This is a genomic window from Ferrovum sp. (genome assembly GCF_027317285.1).
GTDB lineage: Bacteria > Pseudomonadota > Gammaproteobacteria > Burkholderiales > Ferrovaceae > Ferrovum.
Genome location: NZ_DAHVHV010000002.1, coordinates 34,810 through 55,196 on the forward strand (window position 1 = coordinate 34,810; position 20,387 = coordinate 55,196).

26 protein-coding genes are annotated in these 20,387 nt (G+C 56.1%); 7 read left to right on the forward strand and 19 right to left on the reverse strand.

The genetic code is table 11. From position 1 onward, the window contains the following. Window positions 1–59 precede the first annotated feature (59 nt). From M6F29_RS01060 to M6F29_RS01090, 7 genes are all read left to right on the forward strand, one after another. Window positions 60–518 (forward strand): DUF2782 domain-containing protein, encoded by a 459-nt coding sequence (locus M6F29_RS01060; protein ID WP_298156697.1) that lies wholly within the window; start codon window positions 60–62, stop codon window positions 516–518. Window positions 519–537: 19 nt separating this feature from the next. Further along, window positions 538–1,476: a homoserine kinase gene (locus M6F29_RS01065; protein ID WP_298156700.1), complete on the forward strand. Its 939-nt coding sequence runs from the start codon at window positions 538–540 to the stop codon at window positions 1,474–1,476. Then, window positions 1,464–2,234 carry a BPSS1780 family membrane protein gene (locus M6F29_RS01070; protein ID WP_297478606.1) on the forward strand — a complete coding sequence of 257 codons (771 nt, stop codon included), beginning with the start codon at window positions 1,464–1,466 and terminating at the stop codon, window positions 2,232–2,234. Before M6F29_RS01065 ends, M6F29_RS01070 begins: the two co-directional genes overlap by 13 nt. A 115-nt stretch (window positions 2,235–2,349) precedes the next feature. Next, on the forward strand, window positions 2,350–3,126 hold the full coding sequence (locus M6F29_RS01075; protein ID WP_297485639.1) for a formylglycine-generating enzyme family protein: 777 nt from the start codon (window positions 2,350–2,352) through the stop codon (window positions 3,124–3,126). Then, complete coding sequence (locus tag M6F29_RS01080) at window positions 3,123–3,761, forward strand: SCO family protein (RefSeq protein ID WP_298156703.1); 639 nt, start codon at window positions 3,123–3,125, stop codon at window positions 3,759–3,761. Before M6F29_RS01075 ends, M6F29_RS01080 begins: the two co-directional genes overlap by 4 nt. A gap of 99 nt (window positions 3,762–3,860) precedes the next feature. Continuing rightward, a complete protein-coding gene (locus M6F29_RS01085; protein WP_264753743.1) occupies window positions 3,861–3,989 on the forward strand; it encodes a hypothetical protein in 129 nt (42 codons plus the stop codon). Between the two features lie 122 nt (window positions 3,990–4,111). Then, window positions 4,112–4,636 (forward strand): cbb3-type cytochrome c oxidase subunit I, encoded by a 525-nt coding sequence (locus M6F29_RS01090; protein WP_297478604.1) that lies wholly within the window; start codon window positions 4,112–4,114, stop codon window positions 4,634–4,636. Between the two features lie 13 nt (window positions 4,637–4,649). Here M6F29_RS01090 and M6F29_RS01095 read toward each other — a convergent pair whose 3' ends face one another. From M6F29_RS01095 to nrfD, 19 genes are all read right to left on the reverse strand, one after another. After that, a complete protein-coding gene (locus M6F29_RS01095) occupies window positions 4,650–5,051 on the reverse strand; it encodes a hypothetical protein (RefSeq protein WP_297485635.1) in 402 nt (133 codons plus the stop codon). Beyond that, window positions 5,038–5,478, reverse strand: coding sequence for a hypothetical protein (locus M6F29_RS01100; protein WP_298156706.1), 441 nt, complete (start codon window positions 5,476–5,478; stop codon window positions 5,038–5,040). Before M6F29_RS01100 ends, M6F29_RS01095 begins: the two co-directional genes overlap by 14 nt. After that, window positions 5,475–6,770 carry a 4Fe-4S dicluster domain-containing protein gene (locus M6F29_RS01105; RefSeq protein WP_298156707.1) on the reverse strand — a complete coding sequence of 432 codons (1,296 nt, stop codon included), beginning with the start codon at window positions 6,768–6,770 and terminating at the stop codon, window positions 5,475–5,477. Before M6F29_RS01105 ends, M6F29_RS01100 begins: the two co-directional genes overlap by 4 nt. A gap of 23 nt (window positions 6,771–6,793) precedes the next feature. Continuing rightward, window positions 6,794–9,418, reverse strand: coding sequence for a spermidine synthase (locus M6F29_RS01110; protein ID WP_298156711.1), 2,625 nt, complete (start codon window positions 9,416–9,418; stop codon window positions 6,794–6,796). Next, complete coding sequence (locus M6F29_RS01115) at window positions 9,415–9,807, reverse strand: hypothetical protein (protein WP_297486656.1); 393 nt, start codon at window positions 9,805–9,807, stop codon at window positions 9,415–9,417. The genes M6F29_RS01110 and M6F29_RS01115 overlap by 4 nt, the downstream gene beginning before the upstream one ends. After that, window positions 9,804–10,046 (reverse strand): hypothetical protein, encoded by a 243-nt coding sequence (locus tag M6F29_RS01120; protein ID WP_297456065.1) that lies wholly within the window; start codon window positions 10,044–10,046, stop codon window positions 9,804–9,806. Before M6F29_RS01120 ends, M6F29_RS01115 begins: the two co-directional genes overlap by 4 nt. Before the next feature lie 10 nt (window positions 10,047–10,056). Continuing rightward, a complete protein-coding gene (locus M6F29_RS01125; protein ID WP_298156713.1) occupies window positions 10,057–11,115 on the reverse strand; it encodes a formylglycine-generating enzyme family protein in 1,059 nt (352 codons plus the stop codon). A 3-nt stretch (window positions 11,116–11,118) separates the two neighbouring features. Then, complete coding sequence (locus tag M6F29_RS01130) at window positions 11,119–11,628, reverse strand: hypothetical protein (RefSeq protein ID WP_297486649.1); 510 nt, start codon at window positions 11,626–11,628, stop codon at window positions 11,119–11,121. Then, window positions 11,625–12,119 carry a c-type cytochrome gene (locus tag M6F29_RS01135; RefSeq protein ID WP_298156715.1) on the reverse strand — a complete coding sequence of 165 codons (495 nt, stop codon included), beginning with the start codon at window positions 12,117–12,119 and terminating at the stop codon, window positions 11,625–11,627. The genes M6F29_RS01130 and M6F29_RS01135 overlap by 4 nt, the downstream gene beginning before the upstream one ends. Then, window positions 12,116–12,397 (reverse strand): hypothetical protein, encoded by a 282-nt coding sequence (locus M6F29_RS01140; RefSeq protein WP_297486647.1) that lies wholly within the window; start codon window positions 12,395–12,397, stop codon window positions 12,116–12,118. Before M6F29_RS01140 ends, M6F29_RS01135 begins: the two co-directional genes overlap by 4 nt. Window positions 12,398–12,501: 104 nt before the next feature. Beyond that, complete coding sequence (locus tag M6F29_RS01145) at window positions 12,502–12,729, reverse strand: hypothetical protein (RefSeq protein ID WP_298156716.1); 228 nt, start codon at window positions 12,727–12,729, stop codon at window positions 12,502–12,504. A gap of 299 nt (window positions 12,730–13,028) precedes the next feature. Beyond that, window positions 13,029–13,649 (reverse strand): hypothetical protein, encoded by a 621-nt coding sequence (locus M6F29_RS01150; RefSeq protein ID WP_298156719.1) that lies wholly within the window; start codon window positions 13,647–13,649, stop codon window positions 13,029–13,031. Between the two features lie 73 nt (window positions 13,650–13,722). Further along, the gene (locus M6F29_RS01155) at window positions 13,723–14,679 is read right to left on the reverse strand and encodes a cbb3-type cytochrome c oxidase subunit II (protein WP_298156722.1); all 957 of its coding nucleotides are present in this window, start codon (window positions 14,677–14,679) and stop codon (window positions 13,723–13,725) included. A 36-nt stretch (window positions 14,680–14,715) separates the two neighbouring features. After that, complete coding sequence (locus tag M6F29_RS01160) at window positions 14,716–16,122, reverse strand: cbb3-type cytochrome c oxidase subunit I (protein ID WP_298156724.1); 1,407 nt, start codon at window positions 16,120–16,122, stop codon at window positions 14,716–14,718. Window positions 16,123–16,340: 218 nt separating this feature from the next. Then, window positions 16,341–16,616 (reverse strand): hypothetical protein, encoded by a 276-nt coding sequence (locus M6F29_RS01165; RefSeq protein WP_197456370.1) that lies wholly within the window; start codon window positions 16,614–16,616, stop codon window positions 16,341–16,343. Window positions 16,617–16,801: 185 nt separating this feature from the next. Next, window positions 16,802–17,806 carry a polysulfide reductase NrfD family protein gene (locus M6F29_RS01170; RefSeq protein ID WP_297486639.1) on the reverse strand — a complete coding sequence of 335 codons (1,005 nt, stop codon included), beginning with the start codon at window positions 17,804–17,806 and terminating at the stop codon, window positions 16,802–16,804. Between the two features lie 18 nt (window positions 17,807–17,824). Continuing rightward, complete coding sequence (locus tag M6F29_RS01175) at window positions 17,825–18,373, reverse strand: c-type cytochrome (protein ID WP_297472844.1); 549 nt, start codon at window positions 18,371–18,373, stop codon at window positions 17,825–17,827. Further along, on the reverse strand, window positions 18,370–18,897 hold the full coding sequence (locus M6F29_RS01180; protein ID WP_297456041.1) for a quinol:electron acceptor oxidoreductase subunit ActD: 528 nt from the start codon (window positions 18,895–18,897) through the stop codon (window positions 18,370–18,372). The genes M6F29_RS01175 and M6F29_RS01180 overlap by 4 nt, the downstream gene beginning before the upstream one ends. After that, window positions 18,897–20,360, reverse strand: coding sequence for an NrfD/PsrC family molybdoenzyme membrane anchor subunit (gene nrfD / locus M6F29_RS01185; RefSeq protein WP_297472843.1), 1,464 nt, complete (start codon window positions 20,358–20,360; stop codon window positions 18,897–18,899). The genes M6F29_RS01180 and nrfD overlap by 1 nt, the downstream gene beginning before the upstream one ends. Window positions 20,361–20,387: the final 27 nt, after the last annotated feature.

The following is a 20,387-nucleotide window of genomic DNA, read 5'->3' on the forward strand; positions in this document are numbered from 1 at the left end:
TGTACGGTTGAACAGAGGACAGGATATACCAAGCGCCCAACACCTGTTAGAATTCACCCATGACTTCCTTCTTTCGCCTGCTGGTTTTGATTGGGCTCCTGGTTCTGGGTACGCAGGGATCCTTTGCCGAAGACCCTCTTCCCCCTTTGGGGACAGACGCGCCTCTGCCCCCCACCCTGGACAATTCTCCCGCCGATGGGCCGGAAACCCCTCCCTCCCGGGAGGTTCCACCCGGCCCCGTTCAGGCGGCTCCTTCGCCGCCTCCGCCCCAGGAACCGCACCCCCAGAGCGGTTCGGCCGAAGCCAATGATGTCAATGCTCAAGTCACCATCGTGGAACGGAACAGCGCAACCTTCGAGGAATACCGGATTCGCGGGCGTCTGTACAAGATAAAAGTCACCCCCAAAGTCGGCCCCCCCTACTACCTGATCGATGAAGATGGCAGCGGAATCTGGCACCAGCGCGATGTGATCGAAGACTACGTTCAGCCCCCCCAGTGGGTCATTTTCGAATTTTAAGCACGGATATCACCGCTTCATGGCTGTCTTTACCACGGTTTCTCCAGAGGAACTCTCGCTATGGCTCGAACACTATCCGGTGGGGATGCTGCAGGATCTCGTGCCCATTGCTGCGGGCATTGAAAATACCAATTACTTTGTCCGCACCACCACGGGGCATTACGTCCTGACGATTTTCGAAAAACTCCAGGCCCGGGAATTGCCCTACTATCTGGGCCTGATGAATCATCTGGCTGCCCAGGGTCTGCCTTGCCCCGCCCCTCTTCCAAACCGGCAACATCGGTTCCACGCCCTGCTCAAAGGCAAACCCACCAGTCTGGTGACGCGTTTGAGCGGGCAGTCCCAGACCCAGCCCACCGCTCGACACTGCGCCGCCCTGGGGCACATGATGGCCCGCATGCATCAGGCCGCCCTCACTTTTGAAGAGACACAGGGCAATCCCAGAGGCCAGGACTGGCGCATCCGGACCGCTCAGGAGGTCCGGACTTTTCTGACGGCCACCCAACAGACCCTGCTGGACCATGCCCTAGCACAAGCCGTGTCGTTCGACGCCGCTCTCCCTCAGGGTCCCGTTCATGCAGACCTGTTCCGGGACAATGTCCTGTTCGAGGGAGAGCGTATCAGCGGCCTCATCGATTTCTACTTTGCCGGGACCGACAACTGGGCCTACGATCTGGCCATCGTCGCCAATGACTGGTGCATGACTCCGCAAGCGTGCCTCGATCCCCTCCGGCTCTCTGCCCTGCTGGGCGCCTATCACGAGAAGCGTGCCCTCACTGCGGCGGAAATCGGGCTCTGGCCCCGAATGCTGGGGACAGCCGCTTTACGCTTCTGGCTTTCGCGCCTGCATGACCAATTTCAGCCCCGTCCCGGTTCACTCCTCAATCCCCATGACCCCGCCTGGTTCGAGCAGATCCTCAGCCATCACCTCGAGCAGCCCTGCCCATGGCCTCTCTGACCCCCCCCCGTCAGGTGCCGCTGTGGCATGGTGCCCTGTGGATTCGTCAGGGAGCCAGCACGGTCCTGCACAGCCCCGTCGGCTGGACGACCAGTCTGGCGCTGTGGTTTGCATTCATCCTGGTCTGCAGCCTGTTCCCCATGCTGGGCCCTGTCTTTTTTTCCCTGTCACTCCCGGCCTTGTTTGCTGGCATGATGGCCGGCTGCGCAGCCGTCGAACAAGGCCGCTCTCTCAGGATCCCGCATCTGCTCAGCGGATTCAAAAGCAGTTCCAGACGGTTATTTCAGTTGGGGATGGTCAATATTGCAGGCGAAACCTTGCTGACTCTGGTATTGGTCCTGTGGGGAGGACAAAAGATGATCGACCTGCAGAATTTGTCCCTGGATGGTTCAGGGAATCTGGAACAATTACGGGAAGCCCTGTTCTCCCTGACCCCTCTGTTCATTACCCTCGTGCTTCTTCAGTTGGCCCTGCTCATGATGGGCTGGTTTGCTCCGGCGCTCCTGCGCTTTACTGCCATGTCCACGCTGGAGGCACTGACCCTCAGTACCCAGGGCTGTCTGCTCAATCTACCGGCCTTCCTGCTGTTCACCCTGATCATGGGAAGCCTCCTGGCCATCGCCACTTTCCTCAGTTTTGCGCTCCCCTGGATCAGCGGCTTGATCGGTTTTTTCATCGTGGCCCTCATCATCGCCAGCGTCTATGCGTCTTACCGCGATGTCTTTCATGAAACCCCGCTTCCCCCCATCACCCCCTGACTTTCGCCCATCCACTCTTTGCGTTTCTGCCCTCTTTTCATCCCAACGGGAGTGGGATAAACTGAAACCTCCACGGAACGGATTCACCCGTTCGGTTCTTTTGGGGAGAAGTCCTATGGTCAGTTTGAGTTCCAAAGCATTGGGGGGACTGCTGCTCGTCCTTTCCCTCGCCAGCGCGGCTTCCCCTTCCAGACCCACCCAGGCGCAGGACTGCCCTGACTGCCCGGGGATGACCCTGATTCCAGCGGGAAGTTTCGTTCTCAACGGCGGGGGAAAAGTTACTTTTTCCAAACCCTTCATGATGAGCACCACCCTGATCACCCAGGGGCAATGGCGCGCACTCATGCACCGCAATCCCAGTTCCTTTCCCCTCTGTGGCGATAACTGTCCCGTGGACCGCGTCAGTTGGGAGGATGCCCAGGTTTATATCCTGCGCCTCAACGCCAAGACCGGACGGCATTACCGCTTGCCCTCCGAAAGCGAATGGGGGTATGCCTGTCGAGCCGGGCTCGCCACCCCCTACTGCGGGGGCAATACCCTCGATCCCATCGCCTGGTATGGGGAGAACAGCGCCAATCACCCCCATCCCGTGGCTACCAAGGCCCCCAATGCCTGGGGACTGTATGACATGAGCGGTAATCTGTGGGAGTGGATGGAAGATTGCTATCAGAGTACCCGGTTCATCAACCAGGATGATCGGCGCAGCGTTCCAGACAACGGGGCGGCCTGGGAAGGCGATGCGGCCGAGCAGGATGGGGAATGCCTGTCGCGGGTCGTGCGAGGGGGGTCATGGAACAACAGCGCCCACGATCTCGCCTTGAGTCGGCGCACGGCCGATGCCCCCACCGTGCGGGTCGATACCATTGGATTCCGTGTGGTTCGAGATCAATGAGGACAGGCAGCCGATCCTCTCCATCCGTCATTTTTCTGTTTTGCGCGGCGCTCCTCGTGTTGGGGGGGCTGGGGTTCTTCTTCTGGCACCAACCCGCCCCGCCCCAGGGATTGGGAGACCGGACGCAGTGGCTGGCTCGGGGGCCTTCCTTGCCCCCCTTCTCCCTGCCTTCCACCCAGGGCATCCTGACCCAGGAATCCCTGACGGGACGCTGGACCTTTCTGCTCTTCGGCTATACCCACTGTCCTGATGTCTGCCCCACCGATCTGGCCCTGTTGGCCTCGGTCTCCCGATCCTTCAAAAAGAGGGGGCACCCCGCACCCCAGGTCATATTCGTTTCCGTGGACCCCGGGCGCGATTCCCTGTCTGTTCTGGGACAGTATGTCCCCGCCTTCGACCCTTCTTTCATCGGCGCCCAGGCCACCGCTGCCCAACTCAAGCCCTTCACCCAGAGTTTGGGGGTTTATGCCGTCCTGCATGACCAGGAGCGGGATGGGCGGGGAAACTATCCGGTGGATCACAGCAGTACGATCTTCCTGTTTAACCCCTCGGGTCGCCTCCAGGCATCCTTTCAGATGCCTCAGACCCCGGACGGTTTGTTCCGCGATACCCAGGCTATTCTGGCGAGCGAATAAAATGTTTGCCAAGAACCCGAGTCTTTTGTTACCATCCCAGTGTCATGTCTGCTGGATCTTGACGTCGTCCACTTAAAATTTTAACGGGGGGAGAGAAATATGGAAATTATGGATAAAGGTTACATGATCATTCCCGTGATCCTGTTCGTTGGCGGTATTCTGGTGTCCCTGTCCCTTGGTGGCATGGGCGTCGACATCCTGGCCAATGATCAAAAGAAAGGCAAATAATCCGGATTGATCCCTGGGTCCTTGCTGGCCGGAGGGAAATTCTTCAAACACCCGGTGTCTACTCACCGGGTGCTTTGTTTTTAGGCCTCCCTTTTTCGGACTCTATTTATACAGGTTGGCGCATGCATTCGCTCTCAGACCTTCGCCGTTTAGTCAAATTCTTCATCGTTTCTGCCACTTCCCTCTTCATCGGAGCCATGCACGGAATGCTCCAGGTGTTCCCCCCCATCCGGGCCTGGCTCGATTCCATCGGGAGCCCCTACGGCGGCCCGGGACACATGATCGACCCCCTGGCCCATGCCCACATGAATCTGGTGGGCGGCGTGGTCACCCTGGCCATGGGTACCACCTATTACCTGCTTCCGCGTTTGAGCGGCAAACGCATCTATTCCCAGCGTCTGGTTCAGCATTCCTTCTGGTGGTTGTTCCTCGGCGTCTACGGGTTTTATGCCACCCAAATGGTCTTTGGCATCTGGGAGGGGTACCTGATGCTCCATGACCGCGCGGCCATGACCCATGCACACCATTTCTACGGCCCTATCGTGGCCGTTGCCGGCACCTGCATGGCGGTGGGGTTCATGGTCTACTTCTCCAATATCGTCCTGACCCTGATGGGTCCGGTGGAAAGCACCCGCGCCGAAGACTAGGTTTGCCGGACCCCTAGTCGGGAACGTGAAGCGGGAAAAACAGAACGCTGTCCTTCTGCGCCTCATCCGCGCAGTTCAGACGAACCTGAACCGTGCGCCGTTCCCCTGGTTCGACCAGCGCGGCCCGCCGATACACCCCTACCCGTCCATCCTGGATCGCCTGCTTCCAGGGATCGGCCTGGGCCGTCCGGATATCCACCAGACAGCGGGAACCGGGACGACCATTGGCCCCGGTGACCATGACCAGAAATTCATTCATTCCATCCCGAGGGGGGCTAGGACGGGATTCCACGCGCACGGTCCACTCATTCCAGGTTTGAGACGTCGTATCCGGCAGGGACGGTTCCGTTTTTCCGCAGGCAGACAGGAGCAGCACGGCGCTCACGCCAATCAGACACCAATCAACGTACTTCATCGGTGGTTTTTTGAGGTTGGGTTTCGGCAGGATCCTTTCCGTTTTGAGAAACCGCCTCCGATGGCCCGGGGTGGGCAGCCCCGTACATCCGGACCATGAAGTACACAAAGGTTCCAGCGCCCGCGATGTATACCAGCGCCAATAAAAACCCCCAGTCCAACCAGTGCTTCTGGTGTCCGGGACGAGTTCCCCAGAAGGGGAAGGCGAGCCCGACCGCCACCAGCAGAACCACCACGATCACGGCAAAAAACCAGTACGGCACGGGTTTCTGGGATAAAGGAACACTCTCCAACAACTCCCAGTCCTCCAATCCTCGCTTGGCCTTTCGTTCTTCGTCGGATGCGTAGCCGAAATGTTCCTTGTCTCGTTGCCCCCATTCTGGTTGAATCTCGCTCAGGGGTGGCGCGGGTTCACGGGTTTGATTCATGGAGTCCTCCCTTTGGGGGCTTCTGAAAAATGCTGGATGGCAAACTGGTCGGTCCAATTCTCCTGAACGGCACGGGCCAGAATTCTGAAGGAATGCACGCCATGGGGCAGGGCCGGCGAGATGGACAAGATCGCGGACAGCCGCCCTGCCGCAGGAATCGTCAGTTGCGTCCGGGACAAATGATACTCGCCCGGCTTCAACCCCTGCACCGACAATTCCACCGTTTCAGGACGATAACGTTTATTGGCGATTTCGATGCGGTAATCCAGATCGTTCGCAGCATCCTGCACCTCGGCCCGGTATGCGGCCAGATGAAGAGGTTCCCAGGTCCACAATCCCCAGGCAAAAAAACTCAGCCCCAGGATCATGACGACAGCCATCCAACTGGTGCGCGAAGTCAGGCCGACCGCGTTGTTGCGAAAGTGAATCCGCGCCTCCCGTTTGGTTTTATGTTCGCCAAATTCAAAACTCAGCAACCCCGGATTCCCCTTCTTTGCCTGAAGGCGGTTACAGGCATCGATACACTCGCCGCAATTGATGCAACTGTCATAGACGTCCGTCTTGCGCGGATCGATCTCGATGAAGCAGGAGGTCACACAATAGTTACATTTCTCGCAGGCACTGGCACGGCTGGCGTCATAACGCACATGAAGGGTTTCACGGGTCCGGAAACTGTGCTGCCAAACCCGGTACACGCAGGCAAAACGGCACCAGAAGTGGCGGATCACCGCAATATCCACCAGAATGATCAAGACAAAAACCGCATAAATCCAATGCAGGGAACTGGCCAGCGCAGGGTCCGACCGCCAGAGAAGAAAAGCCAGGATCGTGGAAGGGTCATAAAAATAGAACAGGGGAATCACGCCCAGGAACATGGACGCCAGCACGAAGGAGAGGCCCAGCAACACCCAGTTCCACACCCGATTCTTGGCCGGGGCGATGACCGGTGCCTGGCCGTCCAGACTGACTTCGGCCCGTTTTCCCAACAGCCGATGGGTCATGTAATTGGCCCATTCGGAAAAAATGTTCTGCGGACATACCCACCCGCAAAATACGGTGCCCGCCGTGGAATAGAGCATCACCAAGAGACTGAGCAGGATGATCCACAGTCCGGCGATCAGAAAGAAGTCGGCGAACCAGATCTGACGATCCAGCACGACCAGGGCACCGGCGCGCGGATCGATGCGAAACAGCCCCAGGGCCGGCACCAGAATGACCAACAGGAGGGTAGTTCCCTGGACCATGCGACGGTGCAGATGAAAACGCGAGACCTGTGCCAATGCCCCATTCATTTAGCCCTGTGCCTCCCTAAAATTTATTGAAAACTTTCATTCTTCGCCATTCCGGCTTCCCGGTCAAGGGGGGCTTCCTGCAACAGGTTCAGGCGGGTCTTTTCGGCCTCTGCGCGTTCATGGCGCTCCCTTTGTATTTTCCAAAGCGCTCTTTGCACCTCCACATGCCAGGGAAAACGAAGCGCCAGTTTGTTGAGCACCGTTTCCTTCTGGGCATCGGGCAGCGGTGCACGGGCCAGTTGGGCCAGAACCTCATCGGCCAGCGCATAACCCACCCAGCGATCCCGCGGATTGGCCTCGAACGCCAGGCGAACCAGGCGTTCGGCTTCGCCGTCACGACCCGTCATGCGATCCTGCCAACTTTGTACCAGATATTGGGTAGCATGCCAGGCGGCAGCAAATTCCGGTCTCTGGCGTTCGGGCAGATTCAGATCCCGTGTCGCCTGCTCCAGGGAAGGCCGTTGATGCCACAGGGTCGCCAGCATCACATCCAGGGTGCCACCGGTATATTTCAGTCGGGGCAGGGAAAAATCGATCACCGGTGCCCACTCTTTCTGGACGGGACCCGGCGTATCGGGAATTTTACCCCAGTAGCGCCCCATCCAGGTCATCACCCCCTCCCCGCCCGTGGCTTCAAACCGTTGATCCGGACTGAGGCGATCCTGACCTGCCGCCACCGTGGGCCAACCCGCCCAGGGTTGACGAAACCCCACCAACGCCAGATGCATCCCATCCAGAAACAGGCAGGCATCGGGAAATACGCGCCGGAAGGTTCTCAACTCCACCTGGAGAGCGGCAGGATCGAATTGGTTCAAGGCCAACCATTGAACGAACACCCCATGGGCCGACAAATGATTCCGTACCCGCGCAAACTGTTCCAGGGAGAGCAAAGCGCCCACGCCAGCCAGGTCAGGATGGTAGAGATCGCCGACGATGACATCATAATGGGCTTCCGTGGAATTCATGAAATGCCGCGCATCATCCTGAACCAGTTCGGTTTCGCTCAGGATCGGGCCATCCACGGGCGCAAAGTAACGACGTGCCGCTTCGATGGATCCCTGCGACAATTCCACAGCGACCCGCCGCACGTCGGGATATGCCGAACTTCCAGCCAGGGACAACCCGGTACCCAGTCCCAAAAACAGCACCCGTTGGGGATGGCCCTGCAGCAACAGGGCCAGACGTCCCTGATTTCGTTGCACGAAAGCCGCGGTGGGGTCCGAGGAGGCATCGTGACGTTGCAGATCAGTGAGGAGGATCCGCTGCCCATCGGGTTGTTCCACCACTTGGGTCATGGCCACGGCATCTTCATAACGATAGATATCCCGACTTCCAGCCAGCGTTTCCGGCAGTAATTTCTGTGCCGGCGGAAAAGCCCAGAGTCCCGCCCCCAACCCCACAAAACCCACCATCATCCCCCCTTGCAGCAACGTCCAGGGACGGGTCCAGGTCAGACTGGCGCCCAGAATCAGCAGCGCACTCCAGACCAGGGTTCCGGTGGTTCCCAGCCAGGGGATCCAGACAAAACCCGTCAGCAACGCGCCCAAGGCGCCTCCCAACGAATTGGCTCCGTACAGTTCCACCCCGGTCCGAAGACTGCCCTGCTCTTCGCTCAGAAGAGGAAGCCATAAGCCCAGGACGAAAGTCACCGGAAAAGTGAGCACGGTCAGGATCAGCCCCTGCAGCAGAAGCGCCTGAGTCAGGGTCTGACCCAGCGGATGTTCGACCCAACCCGCCACTATGGGCAACACGGCCAGTCCTGCCAGAACACCGCCAGCCGCCAGCCATGGAAATGCCGCCCTGAATCGTCGGAGCGTGGAATGCCAGCGGGTCGCCACCAGGCTGCCCAACCCGATTCCCACCAGAAAGGAAGCCAGAATCAAGGCCAGAACATACTCGGTACGCAGAAACAACAGTCCGAAGAGCCGGGTCCAGGCCACTTCCAGGGAAAGGCTGGCCATCCCCAGGATTCCATAAAAAAACAGAAGCACCGAACCGGTTCTTTCGGATCGATCCGTGGCCACCCGCGCTCCCCGGTCCTGGACGACCGCAGAGGAACCGCCCTCAAGGCGATCCAGCACCCACCACCCGACTCCCAGCAAAGCACCCAGCAGAGCGATTCCACGCAGCGCCTGGACCCAGCCAAACATCGGCAGCAGAATCAGGGGAAGCAAGGCGCCCAGCACGGCGCCCAGCGTATTGACCCCGTACAGCAGTCCCAGGCGTCCGGAGACCTGTTGGCCGAGCGACAGGACCAGAGGAAAACCGGCCCCCAGGGCCACAGCGGGCAAGGTCAGCAGGAGAAAAGAGATCAGGGCCAGTCCCAAATGCCAACCCAGCGCACCTTGATGAGAAAACCCCGCCCAAAGCGCATGTTCTTCAAGGGGGGCCAAGAAAGGCAAAAGAGCGGAGAAGAGGGCCACGCTCGCCTCCAGGAGGGCGAGCAGGCACAAAGGGCGTCGAACGGTGCGGCCGGACAATGCCAAGGCGCCCAACCCCAGTCCCGCCATGAATGCGGCCACCGTAATGACCACGCCAAAGACACTCAGACCAAACTGGAGGGTCACCATGCGGACCCACAGAACTTCATAGGCCAGTCCCACCAGGCCCGACAAACCGTACAGGGCCGGAATCAGGAAGGCGTTCAAAAGGGAAAGAACCAGGCCACCCCCACGATGGCGTGGACCAGGGCCAGGGTCATGGTCAATCCCGCCATGATCATGTGGGGAACGAACCAGGGTTTGCCATAGATGCCCATGCCGATGCCCAGAACCCCCGTCACCAGAACCATCAGGATGAGCGGGACCCCCATGATGAACATGATGATTTTTTTCTTGTGGTCATCCACCGGCGTCACCCCATCGTCCTTGTCCCCTTGCTGTTTCTGAAATGCCTCCATCATCTGGACGGCATTGGGGTTTTGCGGGGCATCCGACGCGGCCAGTGCCGGTCGAAAGAACGCCAGTCCCAGGATGAGCATCACCCCGGCCAATAGATGTCCCGTCCAACGATATCCCAAAAGACCAGGAAAGTTCATGGATGATCCTCTGGAGAAGCGGGCGGATGGGGCGGCGCCGGTTTCTTTTTGAAGGAAAAATACCAGGCCAGCACGCCCATCAGGATGAACGGGGCGAATATGCCTATCAGCAGGAAGAGAAAAATGTTCCAGGGGGTATCCACGGTCACATGCAGGTAACGATAACTGTCCACGGCATGGGCGCTGGAAATCCATAGGCACTGCGCCAGCAAGGCTGGAATACGAAGTTGACGCAACATGGGTCAATACTCAGTGAGAGGAAGGAAGGGAACTGGCACAGCGAAATCCATAGAAATCGGAAGTCATGTTGGCAAAAGCATTATCGCGGTGAAAAAGGGAGGTGGAAAAGGGATCGCTTTTCCAGGACCCTCCCCGCAGCACCTTGTAACTGCGCTTGATCAGTTTTTGATCGGAAATCCCCAGGTTACGATCCTGGGAAGATTCCTGGACCGCCACCTTGCCCTGGAACACGATGGTCGGTGCAATGGATCCGGGATAAGGTGCAAAATCGCTGCTTGTCCATTCGTCCACGTTACCGGACAAATCAAAAACCCCGTAAGAACTGGCCCCCTGGGGATAATCGGTCACAGGCGACGGGGAATTGCGGTTGTAATAAGTGTTCAATCTGGTCGGATCCATGGTATTCCCCCAGGGCCAACGGCGCCCATCCGTACCCCGCCCGGCCTTTTCAAACTCGGCTTCCGTGGGCAGCCGCTTATGGGCCCATTTGGCATAGGCATTGGCGTCGTACCAGGTCACCAGGGTCACGGGCAACAGCGCCGCCCCCGGCGGAATCCGCCCATCCTTCCAGTTGAGCGGAGGACGATGTCCGGTGGCCGCCACAAAACGGGCATATTGCGCGTTGGTGACAGGATATTTATCGATGGCGTAAGCCGGAAGATCCACCTTATGTTCCGGCTTGTCGGGTGGATCGCCACGATCAAGATTGGTCCCCATCAAAAAAGGTCCCGCCGGAATGGTCACCATCGTGTTCAGATTTTCCCATTGCTCGCGATTCAACAGGCGGTCGGCCTCTTCCACCGTATAACTGCCCTTGACCTGTCCACTCTCGTGCTGCGCATGTAACTGGATGTCCTCACCCGCTGCACGAATATGGCTGTCGGAGTCCTTGATGTTATAGGACACCAGATGACGCATATCCTCCATGCGCCCTTGCCCCAACCTGATGACATGCAACGAACTGCCGATCATGACGATACCAATACAGGTCACCAGGGTGGCGGACAGGATTTTTTTACGTTTGAGCCGTTCTTCCGGAGTAGACGGTATTTTAGGGGAAAGTGCCACCGTTTACTCCTTGGGTTCTTGCGCGCGCCGACGCTGGCGTTGACGTTCTTCGCGGGCCAGACGCTCCTGATAGACCATCTCGACGGTCTTGCGTCCGTAATAACGTTTGATCATGGCTTCTCCAAGCACCGCCCCCACCATGCCGGTTTCCATGGCCAGAATGATGAAGAATCCCCACCACCCCAAAGGAATCAGATGGCCATACTCTGGTACTCCGGTAATTTCCGCCACATTGAAATAACTGATGCCCCGGACGATCAAGGGAGTGGCATAGCACAACCATTTACTTCCCTTGCCAAAAATCAACGCCAGAAAAAAGTTCGCCACCATGGGGACCAGAAAAACATCCAGCATCCACCGAAAAGAAAAATAATCCAGCGCGCTTGTAAAAACCTCGATGGTGACACCCAGCAGACGGTCCCCAAAGTGATTGATGGCAGAGGCGACGCCCAACCCGATCAGCGCCCGCCCCCACTTACCCGTATCTTTTTCCTGTGGGACTGCTTCCGTCATTTTTTGTAGTCATCCTTCCCCGTGAGTTTTTCATATTCACTCTTTTTGATGTCATCCAGATACCAGTCCTTGACATGCAGGCTGGCCAGATAATGGGCCAGTGTCCTTCTTTCCTGTTCGGGCAGCGAGGCAAAGGAGGGCATCCGATACTCGGGCTTGAGGCGACTGGGCAAAATAGCCTGGGGGTGGGGAGAGGACAGATACTGGTAAAGCCAGGCCTCACTCCGTAAATCGCCCATGCCATCCAGTGAAGGGGAAGGAACCGACTGCATGACATTGCGAACGGACCAAAGCGAATGGCACTGACGGCAGTCATTCTGACGGATCAGATCCGACCCTTCCCGTGCCAGTTCCGGTGTGGCCGTCGTATAAAAAGGCAGGCCACGATCGACGTCCTGGACACCTTTTTCATGATGGATGATATTTTGCACGACACCCGCCAGCGCCAGCGCCCCAATCAGGCCCAGCACGACCCATTCACCTCGTTTCATGTCGTCTTGGTTGTCCTGGCTGCCGCATGTTCTGCCAATACTTCAGCCCGCCGGGCTTCCTGTTTTGCCAGCACCTCGCGACTTTTGGCATATTCCTCCGGACTCATCTTGTCCTTGTCGCTTTCCTTGAACACCAGATACTTGATGTCTTCGTCGAATTGTTCGTTTTTGGAACCCCAGCGTATGCCATAAATACTCACGGCGATGATGAGCCCTCCCGCCACGAGCCACAGGTAGATCGTCCACCCATCGGGTAAGGTATCAAGGTAATTGCCCATGCCAGACTCCTGTATAAAGGTCATTGGTCATTCTAACACTCTCTTGCCAGAATTGGAGTTGTCCTTCCTGCAAAGGTTCAAAATACTCGGGCCGTTCAGCCCCATTAAAACAGATAACCGGTCAACAATTGTGTGGCGCCAAATCCGGTGGCCACCACTACGCCCAGAATGATGGCGATGAACATCAGACGCTCCCCCAGGCGCATTTTGGTCGGTGCATATTTTCCTTTCAACAGGGAATAAATGATTCCGGAAAAAACCGCAATGCCGATCATCAGAAAAACAAAAATATACACGCTGAACCGCTGACTCCTCATTCCTTCGATACTCATATCGATTTTGCCAGAGGTCGTTGCGGTCACGAGAGAGAGGATTTCATTGATCATGAGGGGGGAGAATATCGTCAAGAAGGAATCAAAAAAAAGTGCCATACCGTCAGGTATGGCACCATGAGTCATTTAAACGCTTATGGTTTCATCTTGCCATCAAAACCCGTTATTTCTTGTCGAAGTTATCTACAAAGAAACTATAGAGAAACGGACAAATGAAGGCGATACTGATGGGCAGGGCAATGGCCAGGGGGCCGTAATCCAGATCGATCATGATCTCATCTCCTTAAATATAGACTGGTTCAGTGATCATGCTTGGGTTGCCACGTGGTGGGGGGCAACCGCTTGATCATGGTAAATACTGACAAAAAGAAGTAACTCAGATAGAAAACATCGATGGTGTACCCCTTGTCCCACCAGGGTTGCTGGCGAATACGGGATCCATCCGGACGATAATTCCCTTCGAAGTTGGCCGTGACCACCTGATCGCCCACCACTTCAAAATCATGCATGTGTGCACCCTTGGCTTCCAGGGCCTTGATTTGCGGGGCAATCATGCGCAAATCATCCATGGTCAGGGGATGCCGCTCCAGCAAGGCATCATTCGGCGTCCCCTTGTTCATTTCCACGATCTTGGCCATGGCTTCTTTGTCATCCTTGGCAGCCAGGACTTCGGGCTTGTCCATGGAATTGACGTAGGGCTCATACAAAGCCGCCGTCGGACGTTGTCCCCAGAGCGGGAAGGTAATGGCAAAGGCGGTCACCACCGTCAAGGCAACCAACCAGACCACGGGCGCGGGAACCGGGTTGTTGTCTTCGTGCACGCCACCCAGGTTGTCATCCTCCCACAGTTTCTCATCTCTACGGACTTTTTCCTCATCAGAAAGGGTACGCAGGGGTGAATCAAAGGACCAATTACTCATAGAGACCTCCACTTATTATCGACTGCCCCATACCCGTCAAAGATAAAAGGGCAGTCTGTTTGGTATCAGATAATTACTTGAGCGACAGAACGAAGTCGATCAACGCGCGGGCATCGGAATTGCTGGCATACATGGGAACTTCCGGCGGAGTGATCCGTTTTCCGTCCACATACTCGTTGTATTCGGCACGCCACTTGTCAAAATCAATCTTCTGACCCTTGTCATCAACCGGTCCCCACAGATAATCGAAGCGGGGCATGATGGAATGAGGCTGGACCAGACGGGGATTGAAGAAGTGCAACATCATCCATTCCCGGGACGAATTGCGTGATCCCACGTGCAGGATATCCGGTGCCTTGCGGTCAGAACCAAAGGCGGTGGGGGATTCCCCATTGAAGTCGCCCAACATGGGAGGGGCACCAAACACTTGCCAATCCTGGGTTTCTTCCGGCAGCAGGGTATGACACCACCAGCAACCTTCACGCACAAAAATGGCTTTCCCATAAGAAGCATGGTAAGTATTTTCATCTCCAGCTGCTTTCATGACTTCTTCGGGATTCCAGCCCTTGGTGGCTGAAGCATTTTCGATGTAAAACTGCTTGGAACCATCCCCTTGAGGCTCAGAACTCAGCAAGAACACAGCACCTTGCGACTTGCTGGCTTCACCGATTCGACCCTTGTCCCGGCTCAATTGCTCCACGATGCTCCCGAGGTTATCGGGGTGGTCCACTCCATTGGGAAGGGGCGTTCCTGCAGGATAAACATAGGCGACCGTAGAGGCCATGGGTTGCCCCGTTTTCGGGTCCACCTTCAAGGTCACGCGCACTGGCCGATGTTCCCCTGTCAGGAAAGGATCATCCAGACTAAAACCAGATTCGTGACCGGCCCACAGTTGCTTGTCCAGCGCCATCTCCGTGGCATTCACATTACGCAAGTCGAAACTTGGCATAAACAAGGTGATCGTCATCGAACCACCCAGGGCAAGACCGAAAAACCGCGCTCCGATCTTGTACTCTCTAAAATTGACCATTTGATATTCTCCTCCAGTTCTGCGATCAGTGGCCGATTAACGTTCGTAGGCCAGTTCGTGGGCCATGCGTCCCTCTGGAATCACCGTCCCAGCGCGTGCGGTCATCCACATGTTGTAGAGCCAGAAGCAGTTTCCTGTGAACACCAGGGAACCACCGATCCAGCGCGCAATCATGTAGGGATGTTCAGCCATGACCACATCAATGTACGGGACTTCGTAAATCTTTCCAGCCCCCTGAATCAATCCAGCAATGGTCATGGACACCCAGTAGGTGGTGAATCCGATCAACAGGAACCAGAAATGCAGATTCCCCAAGGTCAGAGAGTACAGTTTACGCTTCATGAGGGTTTGCAAACCCAGGTAGACAGCGGCAGCTTCCAGGAAGGTCGAGAAACCCAGGAGAGCCAGGTGGGCATGGGCCACGATCCAGCCCGTCCCGTGAATGTACCAGTTGATGGCACGGGTTTGCTGGAAACCCCCTTGCATGTTCAGCGGAATGGCCATCAGACAGCCGGTCACCGTGAAGCGGATTTCCAGGTTTTCCACGAACATGTTCCATTTCCCTTGCATGGTCAACAGAATGTTGGACACGAAGGCAACGGCCGGCACCAGAATCAACACCCCTTCCACCGAAGCGAAGGACTTGAGCCATTCAGGCAGGGGAGCGGACATCAGGTGGTGGGCAGCAGGGGTGGAATAGAACACGACCACAGACCAGAAGTGCAGGTGGCCGATCCGGTGTGAATAGAGCGGATTGCCGGTCACCTTGGGAATGGTGTAGTAGGCAATGGCCGCTGCAACCGGAGTAATCCACAGACCCAGCACATTGTGCGCAAACCACCAGGTCAGGTAGGCTTCAGTCAACCCGGTCAGATGGAACCACTCGGGCAGGTTACCCACGATGAACACGATGCTGACCATGAACACGGCAGAAGCAAAGAACCAGTTGGTGGTGTAGATCCCCTGCGTCTTGCGGTGAATGACGGTCATCCAGACATTGATCCCCAAAGGAATGGTCATGAAGGTCGCAATGTACAGATCGATGAACCAGGGGAAGTCGGAATATTCCCGCCCCGAGGTCATCCCGGACCACAACAGCGTCAGTCCCAGCGACAGCCCGACATTCCAGAGGAACGCATTCCAGATGCCCAACTTTTCCGACCACAACTTGGTGTTACCCAAGGCCGGGGTCATGTACATCATGGCCATGGCAAACGCCATGGAAATCCAGCCGAAAATCACGGCGTGAACGTGCACCTGACGCATGTGACCGAAGGAAACGAACTCGAGACCCGTGACAAAATCAGGAAATGCCAACTTGGCTGCATTGAAGGCACCCAGCCCGGTTCCAATCACAAACCAGGTAATCGCGGAGAAACCGAAGTAAACCGCTGCCGATCCCTCCGGAATATCCTCGCTACGCGCAAATAGGTACTTGAACATCTTGAACCCCCCCTGTTGTTTTCTATATCAGATTACGTGAGTAAATGAATGTGTTATTGGAATGAATTAATGGTGACCCTGACGCTTGCGGGGCATCAGGACATACCAGGAAAGAAGCATGCTGGAGAAGGCAAGGGCAATCCCCAAAACTGCGGCGATGGTACCGATCATTTCAATGTCTCCTTGACGCGAATGGCGCGCAAATGGTTGGATGAGGATCAGGCAGCGTTTTCAATGGCATCATGCCGTTGAAAGGCGATGGCCAGAATACCGATGTAGGCGAAACCGAAAACGAGCATACACCAGTCGATGAATCCCGTGAAGGTATGAGGGTCATAGGCCTGACCGTTCCATCCTCCCCAATTATTGAAGTCACCGCGCCCCAGGAAACACATCAAGGCTGCACCGAACACGCTGCCATTGCCCATACCCGTCAGCATTCCGCCGACGATCATGCACCAAAAGCCGCGCGACATGATGGATTTTTTTTGCATTCCTCCCCCCTCTCTTTCGTTTTTACTGAAATTAATGATATTCAGCAACTTACAAAACTTTTTATTTTGCTGATTATCTCTCTTGTCTTACCTGTGGGTCGTTTCCTTGCGGTTTCAACCTCTCATGCCACTTTATACCAGCATCCCGTGCGGTTTTCAACATCCGCACTGGAAATTCTTCTTTCTTACTTGATCACCTGGGTGTTTTTCAACCGGCTGCGTACGATCAGGAACGCCGTGACCATCACTACCACCGTCACGCCGATGTCGAAACTGCCGGTCATCGGAAAGTGCGGGGTGGGGTAGGTACCGGAAATCCAGGTATAACGCTCGATCCAGCTGCCCAGGACGATGTCGCAGGCAATGAAGAAAATCACCCTCGGGTTATGCCGACTGAAGGGGAAAACCAGGGTCACGAAGGGAATGATGAACTTCATCACAAAGAACAGCCAGAACAGCGGACTGTAGTCACCATACTGCATCTGGTAGATGCGGGTCGTTTCCTCCGTAATGTTGCCGTACCAGATGATGAGGTACTGACCGAAGAAGGTATAGATCCATAAAATGGTGAAGCCCAGCATCATCTGCGCCAGATAATTGAAAATCTGGAAACGGATCTTTTGCCGGATCACCCCGGTGTTCTGAAGAATGGTGAGCAGGATCACGAAGGAAGCCAGGAACATGCCCGAGACACTGACAATGTAGTTCACGGAAAACATGGAACTTTCCCAATGAGGCAAGAGGGTCATCTCGAAATCCCACGCCACCATGGTGCAATACAGGACGTGGATGAAGGGAATGGCCGCGGCGAGCGCCTTGAAGCGGGAAAGATTTTCCGGAGAATCTTCAGAGGTACGCTGCAAGCGGACGAATGCGCCATAAGCCAGCCCCACGATGATGATGCCGGCGATCTCCCGTACCCGCAAAAACTTCAGGTTGTTCCACTTGGGCAGATGCTCGAAGGTGCCCGCCCAGGGAAAGGTCATTTCCCCCCCAAACAGCAGGATCAGCAGAAGTATCACGGCCAGCGGATACAGGGCGAAGAATGCAACGGAAATGTGGCGAACTTCATAACGCCACTTGGCATTGACCAGATGCAGCAGGCAAGGCAGGGCAACGCCTGCCAGGCACAGGTGCAACACGATCAGAAAGTCCACGGTCAATACTGACCAACTTGCAAATGGAATCACGGCGCGGCTCCTTGTGGTTTATTTGTTTTCGGTGGTGGTCATGTCGCGTTTTTTGGCGGTAGGATCTGTCAACAGACCATGTCGCACATAATTCACCACATCCCAGCGCTCGGAAGGCGACATGTCATTCCCGTAGGAGGGCATGAGCGCCCCGCCAAAGGTGATATGTCCCCAGATATAGCCTTCGGGAACTTCTTTCTGAACCCGGGGAGCCGTCAGGTCAAAGGGGCGTACGATCAGTTTCTCGCCCACCAGTCCATCTCCGGTACCCGAGTCTCCGTGACAGGGAACACAGTAGATCTTGAACATCTCACGCCCATAAGCCACCGACTTTTCAGTAGGCGGATTGGGGTTGGGCAGATTCATGGCCGCATCCCCATCGTGCACATAAGGGGTGGTCGGCGTTCCGGACATCGGCACGGAATTTTCCGGAAAAGGTCGCACCGCATCCGGCCCCTCCTGGGGTTTGACGCTGATCTGATTGGCCATATCCTTGCTCCACGGCCATGCCAGGGCGACCGAGGGAACCAGAGCCAGAATGGGTATCCAGCGAGTAAAGGATTTCATCGTGCTTGGTCTCCCATGATTTCGAGAGGCTTGTGACGCCCCAAAATTTCGTTGATCTGAGGAATGCTTTGCGGGTCTGCCTTCACCAGGATACCGATCTTGTCTTCGGACACGCTGGCGTTATAAAGCGGGCTCCGGTTACCCGGCAACTTCATGGCCACGAAAGTCGCCAGAACCGTCATGAGCACCCCGGACAGGATGAACAGCTCATAGGTCAGCACCATATCCGGTGGAAGCGGAACCACCGGTCGCCCGCCCCGCACCTGATAGATGAAACTGGCCTGGGCAGACGCAATCAACACCAACCCGGTAGTGGGGCCCAACAGGACCCCCAGCAAGGTAAACCACTGGATATAGACGGGACGAGGGCCCAGCAACTCGCTCAGTTCAGGATGGTCGATGGGGGATTTGACCACCACGTCCTCCATCCTGAAACCCGACATGCCGGAGGACTTGAGTTCCCTGAGGGCATTGGCCGCTTCATCCATATCCGCATACAGCGCCAGAGTATGAGATTTTTTCATTATGCCTGTCCTCCCTTCATTTCTGGCACCAGACCAGCTTCATGGACATCTGTCTGTGCCGCAAGCGCCTTTTCTTCCATGTTCTGTTCGTGCACCATTTCCTTGACTTCATACATGGACACGCTGGGGAAGATCTTGCAGTACAGCATGAAGAGCATGGTGAACCAGCCAAAACTCCCGGCCACGATGCCCCACTGGACCCAACTCGGCCACCAGCCCGCCGTCCATGTCCACGGGTAGTGCGATTTCGCAAAGGTAGGCGTAATGATCTGGAAACGTTCCAGCCACATCCCCACATTGAGGATCAGTGAAATGATCAGCAAGACCACATAGTTGTGACGCACGAAACGGATCAACAAGGTGAAGGGCATCACCATGGCGCAGAAAATCATTCCCCAGAACTGCAGGGCATAATCCCCCGTCGCCCGGTAAATCAAGTCGGCCTTGGCCACTTCATCGCTGCCGTACCAGGTGGTGGCATACTCGATCAGATCCAGATAGGTCCATACCATGGCAATGGCGAAGGTCATCTTGATCAGCTTGTTCAGGATGGGCTGGGTCATGTAGGCTTCGAAACGGAAGACATAACGCAGCACGATGAACAGGGTAATGATGCCCGAGCATCCTGAATACAGTGCACCCAACACAAAATAAGGCGGGAAGGACGTCACGTGCCAACCGGGGTTCTGGGACACGGCAAAGTCGGTGGACACGATGGAGTGAACCGAAACTGCCAGCGGCATCAGAAAGCAGGCCATGGTCATGTAAGCCACCTTGAAATTGGCCCACTGCCGATCGGTTCCCTGCCAGCCCATGGAAAGAAAGCGATAGAGTGCCCGCCGTGCTCCCCTGGCATTGTCACGACAGATCGCCAGATCGGGAATCATCCCCATGTAGAGGAACAGGAGTGACGAGGTCAGATAGGTTCCGATGGCCGTGGCATCCCACACCAGGGGTGAGGTGAAATTAGGCCAGGTCCAGCGTTCGTTGGGATAGGCCACCACATAGTAAAACTGCCAGAGCCGTCCCATGTGCACCAGCACGAACAGGGCAGCCGTAAGCAAGGTAAAGGTGGTCATGGCTTCCGAATACCGATAGATCGGTTTTCGCCAGTCCGCATGGATGATATGAAGCAGGGCGGACAGCAGGGTACCGGAGTGACCCATCCCGATCCAGAAAATGAAGGTGGCAATATATAAACCCCAGACCTGCGGGTTGTTCAAATCTGCCACCCCCATTCCGTTCTGATACTGATAAACCTCACAGTAAACGCCAAAGGAAAACAAGGCCAGGGCAGAAAAGAAAATCACCCAGAAAACGGGGCGCGGCTTTTCCAGACTTTTCAGCACATCCTTGTTGATCTTGGCCCAGGTAACGTCCGCCCCCAGATCCTTCTGCTTGGGGATGAACTTTCTTTCAACTTGCACATCCAGCTGAGGATGGCTATGAACACTATGACTCATGGTTTTTTCCCTGAATGGTGGTATTCG

What these genes read in the sequence shown, in the direction of transcription:
- M6F29_RS01130 (WP_297486649.1), bottom strand. Translation starts at nt 11,628, where the DNA reads ATGACGGAAGCAGTCCCACAGGAAAAAGATACGGGTAAGTGGGGGCGG.
- M6F29_RS01175 (WP_297472844.1), bottom strand. Translation starts at nt 18,373, where the DNA reads ATGAAATCCTTTACTCGCTGGATACCCATTCTGGCTCTGGTTCCCTCG.
- M6F29_RS01105 (WP_298156707.1), bottom strand. Translation starts at nt 6,770, where the DNA reads ATGAATGGGGCATTGGCACAGGTCTCGCGTTTTCATCTGCACCGTCGC.
- M6F29_RS01060 (WP_298156697.1), top strand. Translation starts at nt 60, where the DNA reads ATGACTTCCTTCTTTCGCCTGCTGGTTTTGATTGGGCTCCTGGTTCTG.
- M6F29_RS01180 (WP_297456041.1), bottom strand. Translation starts at nt 18,897, where the DNA reads ATGAAAAAATCTCATACTCTGGCGCTGTATGCGGATATGGATGAAGCG.
- M6F29_RS01165 (WP_197456370.1), bottom strand. Translation starts at nt 16,616, where the DNA reads ATGCAAAAAAAATCCATCATGTCGCGCGGCTTTTGGTGCATGATCGTC.
- M6F29_RS01100 (WP_298156706.1), bottom strand. Translation starts at nt 5,478, where the DNA reads ATGAATCAAACCCGTGAACCCGCGCCACCCCTGAGCGAGATTCAACCA.
- M6F29_RS01090 (WP_297478604.1), top strand. Translation starts at nt 4,112, where the DNA reads ATGCATTCGCTCTCAGACCTTCGCCGTTTAGTCAAATTCTTCATCGTT.
- M6F29_RS01095 (WP_297485635.1), bottom strand. Translation starts at nt 5,051, where the DNA reads ATGAAGTACGTTGATTGGTGTCTGATTGGCGTGAGCGCCGTGCTGCTC.
- M6F29_RS01120 (WP_297456065.1), bottom strand. Translation starts at nt 10,046, where the DNA reads ATGTTGCGTCAACTTCGTATTCCAGCCTTGCTGGCGCAGTGCCTATGG.
- M6F29_RS01155 (WP_298156722.1), bottom strand. Translation starts at nt 14,679, where the DNA reads ATGGTCAATTTTAGAGAGTACAAGATCGGAGCGCGGTTTTTCGGTCTT.
- M6F29_RS01085 (WP_264753743.1), top strand. Translation starts at nt 3,861, where the DNA reads ATGGAAATTATGGATAAAGGTTACATGATCATTCCCGTGATCCTGTTC.
- M6F29_RS01150 (WP_298156719.1), bottom strand. Translation starts at nt 13,649, where the DNA reads ATGAGTAATTGGTCCTTTGATTCACCCCTGCGTACCCTTTCTGATGAG.
- M6F29_RS01145 (WP_298156716.1), bottom strand. Translation starts at nt 12,729, where the DNA reads ATGAGTATCGAAGGAATGAGGAGTCAGCGGTTCAGCGTGTATATTTTT.
- M6F29_RS01075 (WP_297485639.1), top strand. Translation starts at nt 2,350, where the DNA reads ATGGTCAGTTTGAGTTCCAAAGCATTGGGGGGACTGCTGCTCGTCCTT.
- M6F29_RS01160 (WP_298156724.1), bottom strand. Translation starts at nt 16,122, where the DNA reads ATGTTCAAGTACCTATTTGCGCGTAGCGAGGATATTCCGGAGGGATCG.
- M6F29_RS01070 (WP_297478606.1), top strand. Translation starts at nt 1,464, where the DNA reads ATGGCCTCTCTGACCCCCCCCCGTCAGGTGCCGCTGTGGCATGGTGCC.
- nrfD (WP_297472843.1), bottom strand. Translation starts at nt 20,360, where the DNA reads ATGAGTCATAGTGTTCATAGCCATCCTCAGCTGGATGTGCAAGTTGAA.
- M6F29_RS01065 (WP_298156700.1), top strand. Translation starts at nt 538, where the DNA reads ATGGCTGTCTTTACCACGGTTTCTCCAGAGGAACTCTCGCTATGGCTC.
- M6F29_RS01080 (WP_298156703.1), top strand. Translation starts at nt 3,123, where the DNA reads ATGAGGACAGGCAGCCGATCCTCTCCATCCGTCATTTTTCTGTTTTGC.
- M6F29_RS01135 (WP_298156715.1), bottom strand. Translation starts at nt 12,119, where the DNA reads ATGAAACGAGGTGAATGGGTCGTGCTGGGCCTGATTGGGGCGCTGGCG.
- M6F29_RS01140 (WP_297486647.1), bottom strand. Translation starts at nt 12,397, where the DNA reads ATGGGCAATTACCTTGATACCTTACCCGATGGGTGGACGATCTACCTG.
- M6F29_RS01115 (WP_297486656.1), bottom strand. Translation starts at nt 9,807, where the DNA reads ATGAACTTTCCTGGTCTTTTGGGATATCGTTGGACGGGACATCTATTG.